The sequence below is a fragment of the Nonomuraea sp. NPDC050663 genome (genome assembly GCF_044456985.1).
Lineage (GTDB): Bacteria > Actinomycetota > Actinomycetes > Streptosporangiales > Streptosporangiaceae > Nonomuraea.
In genome coordinates this window covers 379,277-392,744 of sequence record NZ_JBITGL010000006.1, presented here as the reverse complement: position 1 = coordinate 392,744, position 13,468 = coordinate 379,277, and the positions used below count along the sequence as shown (strand labels likewise).

Genomic DNA, 13,468 nt, shown 5'->3' with positions numbered 1-13,468 from the left:
TTATACCGGCACGGCATGGGATCAGCCGCTTAGTGTCCGATCTTGTGCGCCTTTTTCTACTCTTATCCCTCATTGCGGCATTTGTCGTTCCGGTGCAGCAGGCGGCCGCCGCGGACTACCGGCCCGCCGCCTCGGACCACTACCTGAACTACTCGCCGCCGCGAGACGAGCCGAAGACGACGGACAAACCCGTGCCCCAGCGGGAGGACTCCTCCCCGTCGACCGGGAGCCCGGCGGCGGCCAGGGTGCTCGCCGCGCACGAGCAGGAGGCGCTGCGCACCGGGCGCGACCCCGCCCAGCTCAAGGTGAAGCGCCCCCAACGCGGCAAGCTGCTCACGATCCTGGTCGAGTTCAATCAGAGCGCCCAGGACGACTTCTCGGGGTTCGAGCGACCGCGCTCCGCCGGCTCCGAGCCCTGGGACTGCGTCACCGAGCCCGCGGGCACCGTCAAGAACGGCCCCCTGCACAACCGCATCCCCGACCCGGCCGCCACCGGCAGGGACAACAACTCCTTCTGGGTGAAGGACTTCAGCCCCCAGCACTACCGCCAGCAGCTGTTCAGCACCACGGGACTGACCCAGCGCGTGCGCCCCGACCTGCGCGACCCGCGCGACGGGCGCAAGGGCATCGACGTGCGCGGCAGCCTGCGGCGCTACTACGAGGACGTGTCGGGCGGCGCCTACTCCATCACCGGCGACGTGGCCGGCTGGGTCAGGGCCCCGCACTCGGAGGCCTGGTACGGCGCCGGCGCCTGCGGCCGCCCCGCCCAGGACAACGCCGGCCACCCCGACAACCCGCGCGGCCCCGCCCAGCTCGTCATCGACGCCATCACCGCGCTCGGCCCGACCTTCCCCTGGAAGAACTACGACCTGGAGGACGTCACCGACGCCGACGGCGACCAGAACTTCGCCGAGCCCGACGGCGTGATCGACCACCTGACGATCGTGCACGCGGGCCGCGACAAGTCCACCGGCGGGGGAGCCGAGGGCACCTACGCGCTGTGGGCGCACTCCAGCACCGTCGCGGGCGGCTTCGAGATCCCCGGCGCGGGCAAGCGCGTCTCGACCTACATGATGGTGCCCGAGGACGCCGGAGTCGGCCTGTTCGCCCATGAGTACGGCCACGACCTCGGGCTGCCCGACCTGTACGACACCACCAACACCACCACCGCGTCCGTGGAGTTCTGGGACCTGATGGCCAGCGGCTCCCACACCGGGCCGCTCTACCAGTCGATGCCCACCCGGCTCAGCCTGTGGTGCCGGTGGGTGCTGGGCTGGGCCAGGCCCAAGACCTTCGAGCCGGGCGTCAGGCAGGGCCTGCACGTGCTCGGCCGCCAGGGCATGCGGATCGACCTGCCCGCCGAGAAGCAGGCCATGGTCACCCCGCACAGCGGCAAGAGGACCTGGTGGTCAGGGCAGGGCCAGGACTGGGCCGAGGCCACGCTCACCCGCCAGATCTCGGTGCCCGCCCAGGCGCCGCGATTGTGGATGTGGAACAACTACGAGATCGACTTCGGGCGCGACCACGGCTACGTCGAGGTCTCCACCGACGGCGGGGCGAGCTGGACCCGCCAGCGCGTGTTCGACTCCGAGGGCGAGGAGGTCACCTACGACCTGGCGCTGACCGGGCAGAGCTTCGACTGGCAGCACCACTACGTCGACCTGGCCCCCTACGCCGGCCGTACGGTCAAGGTCCGCCTGGTCTACGTCACCGACGGCGCCGACACCCAGCGCGGCTGGCACGTCGACGACTTCAGCGTCACCTCCGGCCAGAGCACGGTCTGGAGCGACGACGTCGAGTCCGGCTCCACCTGGACCCCCGCGGGCCGTGGCCGATGGAGCCTCAACGACGGCACCCGCGAGATCCAGCGCATGTACCTGGCCGAATGGCGCACCGACCCCGGCCTGCGCTACGCCTACACCACCAAGGACTCCGCCGGCTGGCAGGTGGAGCGCTTCCGCTACAACGCCCCCGGCCTGCTGGTGTGGCTGCGCGACTCCGCCCACACCGGCAACGTGCTCATCCCCACGCTCGACCGCCTGCCCAGCATCGGGCCCAAGGGCGCGCTGCTGCTGGTCGACTCCCACTTCGAGCCCCTGCGCGGCGCCGACGGCGCCAACCTGCCGGGGCGCGTGCAGGTCGGCAACGCGGCCTTCACCACCGGCAAGAACGGCGTCACCACCTTCACCGACGCCAAGACCTGGTATCCCGGCTTCGAGGCCCGCGACGGGCTGCTCCACTACCGCGACCTCGACGCCTCGGTCGTGCTCCCCGCCCGCGGGCAGTACGGCACGCGGGTGGTCAAGCCCGACGGCAGCCCCGCCAAGGAGTTCTACGGCACCGACCTGGGCAACGGTCACAAGCTCGGCACGGGCGATCCCGGCTCGCTCGCCTTCGGGGTGCGGGTTCAGCTGCTGGGGCCGCTCCTGGCGAACACGGCCCTGGTGAGAATCACCCCATCGGGGAAATAGTCACAGTTTCGTACCGTGCTTCTCTTTTATAACGAGTTTAACTTACGGTCTCTCCTGACTCATGTCACATGCTGAAAGAGAGGCGCTTTGTCCAGGAGAGGAACGCTCCTCCTCGCGATCGGGTTAACCGCCGCCGGGCTGACCGTGCCAGGCACCGGTGCGCACGCCGACACCACCGTCGCGCGCTACATCCCGTCGGCGGATGACCACTACATCAACTACGTCGAGCCGAAGGTCGCGGCCGAGGACGACAAGTCGGCACTGGCCAACCCCCAGGCCCGCCTGCGTGCCGAACAGGTGGACAACAAGCACCGCGACGGCAACCCCGTCGCGGCCCGCATCCTGGCCGCGCGCGAGGCCGAGGCGCTGCGCACCGGCAAGAACCCCTTCGAGTTCATCTACAAGAAGCGTCCCCAGAAGCAGGAAGCCCGCCTGCTGACGCTGCTGGTGGAGTTCAGCGACACGGCCAACGACGACTTCTCCGGCGTGCAGCGCCAGGACTTCCTCGACCCGGCCACGTGCGTCACCGAGCCGGCCGGCACGCTGCTCAACGGTCCGCTGCACAACCAGCTGCCCAACCCGGCGGCCAGCGGCAAGGACAACTTCTCGATGTGGGTGCCGGACTTCTCGCCCAAGCACTACAACGACATGTTGTACTCGGACAAGGGCATCACCACCCGCGTGCGCCCCGACCTGAAGGACCCGCGCGACGGCAAGCCGGGCGTGGACATCTCCGGCCACTCCATGAAGAAGATGTACGAGGAGATGTCCAAGGGCGCCTACACCGTCACCGGCGAGGCCGTCGGCTGGATCAAGGTCCCGCACTCCGAGGGCTACTACGGCGCCGCCCGCTGCGGCGAGCGCGTGCAGGACATGTCGGGACACCCGAGCAACCCGCGCTTCCCCAACGGCAACGAGCAGCTGCCCATCGACGCGGTCGCCACCCTCGCCCAGCAGCAGCCGGACTTCCCGTGGGCCGACTACGACGTCGAGGACATCACCGACGCCGACGGCGACGGCAACTACAACGAGCCCGACGGCGTCATCGACCACCTCGTGCTGGTCCACGCCGGCGCCGACAAGTCGGGCGGCGGCGGCGCGCAGGGCAGCTACGCCCTGTGGGCGCACTCCTCCGACGTCGCCGGCGGCTCGACCATCCCCGGCAGCGACAAGCGCATCTCCAACTACATCCTCCAGGGCGAGGACGCGGGCGTGGGCGTGTTCGCCCATGAGTACGGCCACGACCTCGGGCTGCCCGACCTCTACGACAACTCGGGCTCCGGCGGCGACTCCGACATCGCCTTCTGGGACCTCATGGCCAACGGCTCGCACAGCGGCCCGATCTTCCAGTCCATGCCCACCCACATGGGCCTGTGGGACAAGTGGATCCTCGGCTGGGCCAACCCCAAGGTGATCGACCCCGGCGACCGCAGGCAACTGGTCACCGTCGGCCAGGCCTCGCGCACCCCGAGGCTGACCGAGGACGGCATCCGGGTCAACCTGCCCGGCCTCAGCCGCCCCCAGACCACCCCGCACAGCGGCGCCAAGGTCTGGCAGTCGGGCAACGACCAGCCCAACGCCGACGTGCGCATCACCCGCACGATCCAGGTGCCCGCCGAGGCGAAATTCTGGATGTGGAACAGCTACGCGATCGAGGCCGAGTGGGACTTCGGCTTCGTCGAGGTCTCCACGGACAACGGCGCCACCTGGGCCGAGCAGAAGATCTACACCGAGGGCGGCGCGCTCGTCTCCACCGACGACGGCTACGCCGACCCCAACGGCTCGCTGGCCCGCCTCGGCGGCAAGAAGTACGGCCTGACCGGCTCCCAGCAGGCCTGGCGTCACGACTACGTCGACCTGGCCGCCTTCGCAGGCAAGACCGTCCAGCTGCGCCTGCGCTACATGACCGACGAGCTGTTCATGGAGAACGGCTGGTTCGTCGACGACCTCTCGCTCACCTCCGGCGCCACGACCGTGTGGAGCGACGACGTCGAGCAGGGGCTCAACGGCTGGACCCCGCTGGTCACCAGCCACAGCGAGCGCACCACCGGCAAGGGCTGGCAGCAGGGTGACGGCGTCGCCCACGTCCAGCAGTACTACCTGGCCGAGTGGCGCACCGCCGACGGCTTCGACAAGGGCCTGCACTGGGCCTACGACACCAACTGGTTCACCGACAACGCCTGGAACGTCGAGCGGGTGCGCTACAACGCCCCCGGCCTGCTGATCACGCTGCGCAACCACGTCTACGACGTCAACGACGTCGACGCCTCGCAGTTCGATCAGCCCTCGATCGGCTCCAAGGGCTCGCTGCTGGCCGTCGACTCGCACTTCGAGCCGCTGCGCTACTCCGGCGAGGCCGCCGACCACCACCCGACGTTGCAGAAGAACCTCAACGCGTGGCTGCAGCCGTCGAACGCCGCCTTCGGGTTCGCCAAGACGCTGCCGCTGAAGTCGTGCACCAACGGCGCCGACGTCTTCACGCTCTACTGCAACACCTTCGCGGCCCAGCGCGGCGTCCAGCAGTTCACCGACGCCAAGACCTGGTACCCGGGCATCGAGGTGCGCGACGGCTCGCTGTACTTCCGCGACCGCGACGCCTCGGTGGCCGTGCCCTCGCGCGACCACCTGCCCTACACCACCCGCGTGGTCAACGCCGACGGCAGCCCGGCCACCGAGCAGTACGGCAGGCAGCTGTCCGGCGGTCACGTCCTGGGCACCGGCAACCCCGGTGACGCGGGCGTGCAGAACGGCGTCCAGATCAAGCTCGTGGCGCCGCTCCCCGGCAACCTCGGCGTGATCGTCGACGTCACCCCGGCCGCCGCCCCGCAGTAAGGATCTTCGGCCGCCGCCGCTCGATGTGCAGGGCGGCGGCGGCCCTACGATGGGTTTTCATGAGAACCAAGGCCGAGCACACCGAGGCCATCCACCGCGACCGCCGGGTCGCGGTGGTCATCAACACGCGCTCGCGCCGCGGTCGAAAGCACTACTTCGAGGTGCTCGACCAGATCCACGGCCTGGGCTTCGAACCACTGGCCGAATACTCGGTCGTCAACCCCAAACGACTGCGCGCCCACCTCGACAAGGCTCTCGACCTCCAGCCCGACCTGCTGATCGTCGGCGGCGGCGACGGCACCCTGTCGTCGGCCGTGCGCCACGTCGCCCACCGCGACGTCGCCCTCGGCGTGCTGCCCCTCGGCACCACCAACAACTTCGCCCGCAGCCTGGGCCTGCCCCTCGACCTCGCCGGAGCCATCAAGGTCTTCGCCGAGGGCAAGGTCGCCGACATCGACCTGGGCATGGCGGGCGACCGGCCCTTCGCCAACCTCGCCTCCTTCGGCGTCTCCGTCGAGGTCGCCGGCAAGGTCAAGCCGTGGCTCAAGCGCATCATCGGCCGCCCCGCCTACCCCCTGACCGCGCTGACGATCCTGCCGGGCCACACACCCTTCCGCGCCTACATCACCGTCGACGGCAAGCGCCACGAGCTGCTCACCCACCAGCTCAACATCGCCAACGGGCGCTTCCACGGCGGCTGGCAGGTGGCCAAGGACATCAGTATCGACAACGGCAAGCTGGTGGCCTACCAGCTCGGCTCGGGCAAGAAGCTGCGGCTGCTGGGCGAGACCCTGGCCCGCGCCACCACCGGGCGCTGGCGCAGCCTCGCCGGCGGGCCGTTCGTGACGGGGCGCGAGATGCTGCTGGAGACCGACCCGCCGATGGCGGCCGACGTCGACGGCGAGGTACGGCTGCGCACCCCGCTGACCCTGCGCGTGGTGCCCAACGGGGTGCGGGTCATGGTGCCGTCGACGTTCGAGGACAACTGAGAAGGGGGTCCACCGGTGACGGTGAACCCCCTTCTCGTGGTGCTAGCCGCAGGCCTTGCTCGTGGTGCCCGTGCCCTGGTTGGCGGAGCCCGAGCCCTGGTTGACCGTGGCCTGTCCCCAGGCGCAGACGCTCGGTGCGTAGATCATGTTGCCCCAGTGGTAGCCGTTGTTGCCGGCGCTGTAGCTGAAGGAGTCGTCCGCGCCGTCGGTGTAGAGACGGATCGTGCCATGGGCACGCGTCGACACCTTGATCTGCGTCCAGTTGGTCTTGCACTTCGACGACCAGTACAGGTAGATCGTCCCCAGCACATCGCCGCCGGAGTTCTTGATGGAGGCCGTGCGGGACACGGTCGCTCCCTCGTCGCAGTTCGTCGCGTAGGGGTCCTTGTGATCGTAAGCGTGCGCGTGGGCCGGACCGGCCAGCAGGGCGAGGACTCCCAGAGCCGCGCCCGCCGTCAACGTCGCACGTGAGAACTTCCGCATGTGAACCTCCCGAGTCAGGTGACAGCCAGGAGGCTAGGCAGACCCGGCCATACAGACGCCATATTTCGATCACTCTGACGCCCGGCTTGCCCTAGAGTCAGAACAGATGCGCCATACGTTTGGAGTGCTGGGCCCTGTCCTGGTGCGCCTGGACGACGGGGGATACGCGCGGCTCAGCGGCAGGCAGCGAGCCGTGCTCGCGATGTTGTCGCTCCAGGCGGGCGCCGTCGTTCCCCGCGACCGACTGGAAGCCGCCGTGTGGGACGATCCTCCGCCCTCGGCCGTGGCCAACCTGCAGACCTACATCGCGCAGCTGCGCAGGATCGCCCCGGTGGCCGCACGCCTGGTCACCGTGGGATCGGGCTACCAGCTGAAGGCCGGAGCCGACGAGGTCGACCTGCTGGCCTTCCGCGAGCGGATCGGCCAGGCACGCGACGAGGCCGACCCGGCCGCCAGGGCCGAGCGATTACGTCAGGCGATCGACCTGTGGCGCGGCCGCCCCGCCGAGGACGCCCCGCTGTCCGCAACGATGACGGCGCACCTGGCCGAGCTTGAGGAGCAGCTGGCCGAGGCCCGGTTCGACTGGGCCCAGGCCAGGCTCGCCCTGGGCCTGCACGCCGAGGTGGTCGGCGAGTTACGCGCGTTCGTCGCCGAGCACCCGATGCGGGAGCGGGCGTGGGAGCTGCTCATCATGGCGCTCTCGCAGGCGGGCCGCCGGGCCGAGGCCCTGGCCGCCTACCGCGAGGCCCGCACCACGCTCGTCGCGGAGCTGGGCGTCGAGCCGGGTCCGGCGCTGCGGGCGCTGCACTCGGCCGTGCTCTCCGGAGGCCTGGAGCCGCCGCCGTCCCGCCGCCCGATCCGCCAGCTCCCCGCGGCGATCGCCGACTTCATCGGCCGCGAGAACGAGCTGGAGCGGATCGTCGCCCTGTGCTCCACGGGCGAGCACGCGCCGCCCGTCGTCATCCTGACCGGGCCTCCGGGGGTGGGCAAGAGCACCCTGGCCGTCACCGCGGCGCACCGGCAGCACGACGCCTTCCCCGACGGCCAGCTCTACCTGCAGCTCGGCGGCGCGACTCCACGGGATCCCGCAGCGCTCCTGGCCGAACTGCTGCGGGCGCTCGGCGCCCCCTCCATTCCCGACTCCGCCGGGGAGCGTGCCACGCTCTACCGCTCGCTCGTGGCCGACCGGGCGATGCTGGTCGTGCTCGACGACGCCGCCGACGAGCGCCAGGTCATCCCGCTCGTGCCGGGCACTCCGCGCTGCGCCGTCCTGGTGACCAGCCGCGGGCCGCTGCCCGCCCTGCCGGGCGCCCGGGTCGTACGGCTGGCCGTACCCTCGCCCGACGAGGCGATGGCCCTGCTGGAGCGCATCGCGGGCCCGGAACGGGTCCGCGCCGAGCCCGGGGCCGCGGCGGAGATCGTGGGCTCGTGCGGCGCGCTCCCGCTGGCGATCAGGGTCGCGGGGGCGCGCCTGGCCACGCGGCCCGCCTGGCCGCTGGCCACCCTGGCCGACCGCCTGACCTCGACCCGCACCCTCGACGAGCTCGCCCTGGGCGGCCACGACGTCAGGGCGCACTTCGCCGTCAGCTACGAGGCGCTGCCCGAGAACGCGCGCCGGGCCTTCAGGCTGCTGGGCCTCAGCGGGCTGCGCGGCACCGCCGAGTGGGCGGTCGCGGCGCTGATGGACTGCCCCGACACGGAGGCCGAGCAGGCGCTGGAGACCCTCACCCTGGCCGGCCTGGTCTCCGCCGAGGACAACGGCCGCTACCGCGTGCACGACCTGCTCCTGGCCTACGCCCGCGAACGCGCCCACGCCGAGGAAGACCGGGCACGGCAGGCCGAGGCGGTGGAGCGTTTCGTCCGCACGAGCCTGTCCAGGCTGCGCGACGCCGCCCAGGACCACCCGCCCGCCATGATCCCGCCCGCCTCCTCGACCCCCACCGGAAGGGCCGACGCCGCCTGGCTGCACGCGGAGCGGGAGACCCTGATGGTCGCGGCCACGGTCGCCCGGCCCCCGGTCGCCGCCGAGCTCGCGCACCACCTGTCGCCGTTCCTGGTCGTGAGCGGCTTCGCCGACGAGGCCGTCGCCCTGCTCGACGACGTGGCCCGCCGCGCCCCCGCCCAGCGGCAGTCGACCGGGCTGCTGCTGGCCGACATCGCCCTGGAGCACCGCCGGACCGACGAGGCCAGGACGATCGCCCAGGCGATCCTCACCGATCCCGGCAGCACGCACCACGCCCTCTACGCCATGACCGTGCTGGCCGGCTGCCACCTCATCGACGGCGACCTGGAGCACACCCGCCCCCTGCTCGGCCGGGCCATCGCGGGCTTCGAGGCGGCCGGCGACATCCACGGGCTGGTCAACGCCCTCAACACCGCCGCGAGCGTGCACGTCGCCGCGGCCGAGCACCGCCAGGCCATCGCCACCTGCCGGCGCGGCCTGGCCGCCGCCACCACGCGCGGCCTCGGCGACTACGCCGCCCGCCTCCACCGCAACCTCGGCATCTCCCTCTACACGATGGGGCAGGTCGAAGAGGCGATCGGCCACTACGAGGACAGCATCGCCCTCAGCCGGGAACTGGGCTGGGGACCCGGCGTGCAGATCACCATGCGCAGGCTCGGCGAGGCCTACGCCGTCCTCGGGCGGCACGAGGAGGCCTGGGTGATGCTGGACCACTGCCAGGACCTGTTCGCCAGGGCGGGCGACGGCTACGGCCAGGCGCTGACCGCCTGCACGCTCGGCGACCTGTGCCTGGCGCAGGGCCGGGTCGAGGAGGCGCGGGAACACTTCATGCGCAGCCGGCAGCTGACCTCCGACACCGAGCTGCGCGCCCGCGCCCTGCGGCGCGCGCAGGAGTGCCTCGCCCATCACCAGGAGAAGTCTTGGGCTAACGATCACCGTTTGGCGGGCAGCCCCAGCATGTGCCGATCCGCCTGGCCGTACTGGCCCTGATGCTCACCCTGACCCCCGTGCCCGGCCAGGACACGCCGGTCCGCACGGCCGTCACCGCCGGCGCCGCCCAGGCCGTACCCGGCACGAGCACCACCTTCTCCATCGAGGTCTCCACCGGCGACGGCGCGACCGGCGTGGTGGCCGCCGGGGCCCTGCCCGACGGCACCCACTTCGCCGGTAGCGACATCTGCCAGGAGCAGAGCCCCGGCCTGGTCTGCGATTTCGGCGACCTCGACCCAGGCCAGAACGCCGCCGCGGTCGTCGAGCTGGACCTCGCACCCTCCTTCTCCGCCGACGGGCTCTCCCTGACCATGATCACGAGCTGTGACGAGTGCGGCTCGCCGCTGCCCGCCACCGGGCAGCTGCCGGTCGCCCCGCGGGCCGACCTCGCCCTCGACCTCGACGGACCCGCCGTCATCGACGCCGGCGGGCGGGCGACCTACACGCTGACCGTCGCCAACAACGGGCCCTCCGACAGCCGCGACGTGCGCGTCCAGGAACGCATCCCCGCGCCGCTGCGGGCGCTCTCTCCGTGCGCATGCCGCCTTCCGGTGCTCGCGGCGGGCGGGCAGCACACCTTCCAGCTGGTCGTCACCGCGCCCGACGACGTCGGCGCCACCCGCGAGGTGACGGTCTCCGCCACCGCCGTGGCCGCCACGCCCGACCCCGACCCGGCGGGCGCCTCCACCTTCGTCGAGTCCGAGATCCGCGACGACGCCCGGCTGTCGCTCCAGGTCACCACCGGAGCCGCCACGATCACGCCGGGCGAGCCGTTCCACTACGTCATCGAGGTGAGCAACCAGGGGCCCTCGCCCGCGCGCGAGGTGTGGGTGCGCGACCTGCTGCCGCGCGGGCTCCGCGGCGACGACGCCGAGGACCGCCGACTCGGCACCCTCCAAGCGGGCGAGAGCAGGACACTCCGGCTCACCGCCTCCGCCGACCCCGCCCTGCCCGCCGGGAGCGTCGCCGACACCGTCCACGCCGGCTGCGCCGACTGCGGCAAGCCCGTGCGCGTCACCTCACGCACCCGTGTACGACCCGAGGCCCACGTGGTCGTCGCGGTCTCCGCCCGGCCCGCCCGGCTGGGTCCAGGCCAGCAGGTCATCCGCACCATCACCGTCACCAACCACGGGCCCTCCGCCGCCACCGGGCTCACCCTCACCGATCTCGCGCCCGCCCAGCTCGTCCTCACGCCCGCCAACGGCTGCGAGCTCGCGGCCCACCTGCTCACCTGCCCCATCCACAACCTGTCCGTACGGCAGAGCCGCACCTGGACACTCGCCGCCACCGCGCCCGCGAGAATCGACCACCCGGCGACGCTCGTCGAACACGTCAGGGTCATCCTGCCGGCGACGCTGTTCGACCCCGACCCGGGCACCGAGTCGGCCACCGCCACCACCCTGCTCCAGCCCGCCCCGAGCCGCTGGCCGTGGATCCTGGGCGGGATCGCGGCGCTGCTGGTCGCGGGAACCGCGGTAATGATCGTCATGCGGAGGCGGAGATCGGGGAGAATGCGGGCATGATCGACGAAGACGCGGAAGCCGTGGGCCGCTTGCAGACCATCGTCCTCGACGGCCCCGACCCCCTGGCCCTGGCCCGCTTCTACCGCGCACTGCTCGGCGGCGAGGTCAACCGCCCCGACCGTCGCTGGTCGCTCAGCGACGGCTGGGCCACCCTGCACACCGGCACCGGCCTCGTCCTGTGCTTCCAGGGTGTGCCCGACCACCGCCCGCCCCAGTGGGGCGACCCCGGCCGCCCCCAGCAACTGCACCTCGACATCGGGGTCACCGACCTGGACCACGCCCACGAACGAGCCCTGGCCGCCGGCGCCGCCCTCCTCGACGACGGCGACGGCGAGCGGAGCTGGCGCATCTACGCCGACCCCGCGGGACACCCCTTCTGCCTCGTGCGCGACTGACCGCTCAGAGGATCTCGCGCAGGATGCCCATCGCCTGGTCGGCGTCGTGGCCGCGCATCACCTGGCGGGCGAAGAGCAGGATGTCCTCCAGATGGCGCACGATCCGGTAGTAGGCCATCCGCTCCAGATCGAGCTCGACCTCGGCCGCGTAACCGTCGAGGAACCAGGCACGCTCCCGCTCGGTGACGCCGAAGAAGCCCAGGTCCAGGACCAGCATCAGATCCCACTCGCGCGGCGCGCGCATGGCGTCGTCCCAGTCGATGAGCCAGACGCCCTCCGCGTCGTCGAGCAGGACGTTGCCCAGGTGAGGGTCGCCATGGGAGACGACCAGCGGAGCGGGCGGCAGCACCGCGGCCAGTCTGCCCGCCTCGCCCAGCAACTCGCCGACCTTCGCGGCGGCGTCGCGCCGCCGCCAGAGGTCGAGCAGCGGCCCGTCGACGGGCCGCACCTCACCGGCCAGCTCCGTCACCACGGCCAGACCGTCACCGATGCACGGCAGCTCGACGGCCACCGGCTCCTGCGCGGCATGCACGGCGGCGAGCAGGCGCCCATAAGCCCGCCACCGCCCGGCCGTCATCAGCCCCGACCGGAAAGCCGGCCGGTCGGACACCCACGGCACCACCGACAGCCGCCGCCCCTCCCGCACACTCCACGGCCGGCCGTCACGCGCGAGCAGCGGCCGCGGCACACCGGGCACCCCCAACCGGCTGGTGAGCACCAGCCCAGCGATGCCCTCCGCCCGCGACAGCTTGACGGCATGAACCCGCCCATCACCCGCCACAACGCGCCACAACAGGGCGTTCTCATCGGCGCCCGTTTCGACGGGAACGGCATCCTCGACCTCGACCCCGAAGTCGTCCAGGAGCCACTCGGAGTCCACCACGATCTCAGCAACTCCTCGCTCGGTCCACGAGCGGCAGCGGCGCCCCCGCGGCCGCCGCCACGTCAAGCATTAGACCAGCTCCGCCGCCTCGTCCTCACCTGCTTTTCCACCCAGCGCCTCGTACGCGGGCCGCAGCCGGTGCGCCAGATCACCGGGCGGCGGATGCACCCGCAACAGCAGGCCGGCCGGCGGCGCGGGCCGGAGCTCGGGCCGGGGCACCCCCGCACCCGGCGAGAAGAAGTCGGCCAGCCGGTCGCCGAACGGCACGTCCTCGACCACGGGCGCGCCCGGCTCCTCCAGCGACCCCAGCAACTCCTCCCTGCTGCGGCCCCGCCACGCCAGCACCAGGAACGGATCGTCGTCGAACGACTCCGCCAGGAGGTACAGCACCGCCGACACGTGCTTGCACGGCCTGCTCCAGTCGGGGCACGAGCAGTCGAGGTCGAGATCGCGGGGGAACAGGTCGATGCCGTGAGCGGCGAACAGCTCCTCGATCTCGGTGGGCATCTCTCCCGCCAGCAGCCGCGCCCGGTGCACCGCCTGCTCGGCGATCACCCGCTCCAGCATGCTCCAGACCGCCTCGCCGTACACCTCGACCCTGATCTCGACCAGGTACGGCTCACGCCGCGAACCCTGCACCCTCGCGGTCACCAGACCGGGGGCGAGATCGAGGTCGAGCACCTGCCCGGCGCGGGCGTAGGCGCGCCCGCGCGACAGGCGGCCCTTGTCGCAGACCCGCTCCAGGATGTCGATGAAGCGCCGCGACCACCAGGTGGAGCCGATGCTGCCGCGCTGCGTGCGAGCCCTCAGCCCGTCGGCCTTCAGCGGCTTGCCCGCCTCGAACCACCCGTCCTTACCGACCGGCACCCCGACCACCCCCACCCGCCATCACGCCACCGCCTGCCATCAGGCCACCGCCTGCCACCGCGGCACCGCCTC

The 13,468-nt window shown here is 71.8% G+C and carries 9 protein-coding genes; 6 read left to right on the top strand and 3 right to left on the bottom strand.

Going from position 1 to position 13,468, the window contains the following annotated elements; all coding sequences use genetic code 11:
- Positions 1-92: 92 nt before the first annotated feature.
- The 3 genes from ACIBH1_RS22080 to ACIBH1_RS22070 all read left to right on the top strand — a co-directional run bounded on the left by ACIBH1_RS22080 (position 93) and on the right by ACIBH1_RS22070 (position 6,292).
- Positions 93-2,471: an immune inhibitor A domain-containing protein gene (locus tag ACIBH1_RS22080; protein ID WP_397315709.1), complete on the top strand. Its 2,379-nt coding sequence runs from the start codon at positions 93-95 to the stop codon at positions 2,469-2,471.
- An 87-nt stretch (positions 2,472-2,558) separates the two neighbouring features.
- Positions 2,559-5,303 (top strand): immune inhibitor A domain-containing protein, encoded by a 2,745-nt coding sequence (locus ACIBH1_RS22075; protein ID WP_397315707.1) that lies wholly within the window; start codon positions 2,559-2,561, stop codon positions 5,301-5,303.
- A 59-nt stretch (positions 5,304-5,362) separates the two neighbouring features.
- Positions 5,363-6,292: a diacylglycerol/lipid kinase family protein gene (locus tag ACIBH1_RS22070; protein WP_397315706.1), complete on the top strand. Its 930-nt coding sequence runs from the start codon at positions 5,363-5,365 to the stop codon at positions 6,290-6,292.
- A gap of 42 nt (positions 6,293-6,334) precedes the next feature.
- Here ACIBH1_RS22070 and ACIBH1_RS22065 read toward each other — a convergent pair whose 3' ends face one another.
- Complete coding sequence (locus ACIBH1_RS22065) at positions 6,335-6,775, bottom strand: DUF2690 domain-containing protein (protein WP_397315705.1); 441 nt, start codon at positions 6,773-6,775, stop codon at positions 6,335-6,337.
- Positions 6,776-6,881: 106 nt separating this feature from the next.
- On the opposite strand from ACIBH1_RS22065, the gene ACIBH1_RS22060 reads away from it, so the two are divergent.
- Genes ACIBH1_RS22060 through ACIBH1_RS22050 form a run of 3 tightly spaced genes read left to right on the top strand, consistent with a single transcriptional unit; the run spans position 6,882 to position 11,646 of the window.
- Positions 6,882-9,728: a BTAD domain-containing putative transcriptional regulator gene (locus tag ACIBH1_RS22060; protein WP_397315704.1), complete on the top strand. Its 2,847-nt coding sequence runs from the start codon at positions 6,882-6,884 to the stop codon at positions 9,726-9,728.
- Positions 9,698-11,251 (top strand): hypothetical protein, encoded by a 1,554-nt coding sequence (locus tag ACIBH1_RS22055; RefSeq protein ID WP_397315703.1) that lies wholly within the window; start codon positions 9,698-9,700, stop codon positions 11,249-11,251. Before ACIBH1_RS22060 ends, ACIBH1_RS22055 begins: the two co-directional genes overlap by 31 nt.
- Positions 11,248-11,646 carry a VOC family protein gene (locus ACIBH1_RS22050; RefSeq protein ID WP_397315702.1) on the top strand — a complete coding sequence of 133 codons (399 nt, stop codon included), beginning with the start codon at positions 11,248-11,250 and terminating at the stop codon, positions 11,644-11,646. Before ACIBH1_RS22055 ends, ACIBH1_RS22050 begins: the two co-directional genes overlap by 4 nt.
- Positions 11,647-11,650: 4 nt before the next feature.
- On the opposite strand, the gene ACIBH1_RS22045 is transcribed toward ACIBH1_RS22050, so the two are convergent.
- Together ACIBH1_RS22045 and ACIBH1_RS22040 are read right to left on the bottom strand one after the other, a co-directional pair.
- Complete coding sequence (locus ACIBH1_RS22045) at positions 11,651-12,529, bottom strand: phosphotransferase enzyme family protein (protein WP_397315701.1); 879 nt, start codon at positions 12,527-12,529, stop codon at positions 11,651-11,653.
- 69 nt (positions 12,530-12,598) lie between these two features.
- Positions 12,599-13,396 carry an SWIM zinc finger family protein gene (locus tag ACIBH1_RS22040; RefSeq protein WP_397315700.1) on the bottom strand — a complete coding sequence of 266 codons (798 nt, stop codon included), beginning with the start codon at positions 13,394-13,396 and terminating at the stop codon, positions 12,599-12,601.
- Positions 13,397-13,468: the final 72 nt, after the last annotated feature.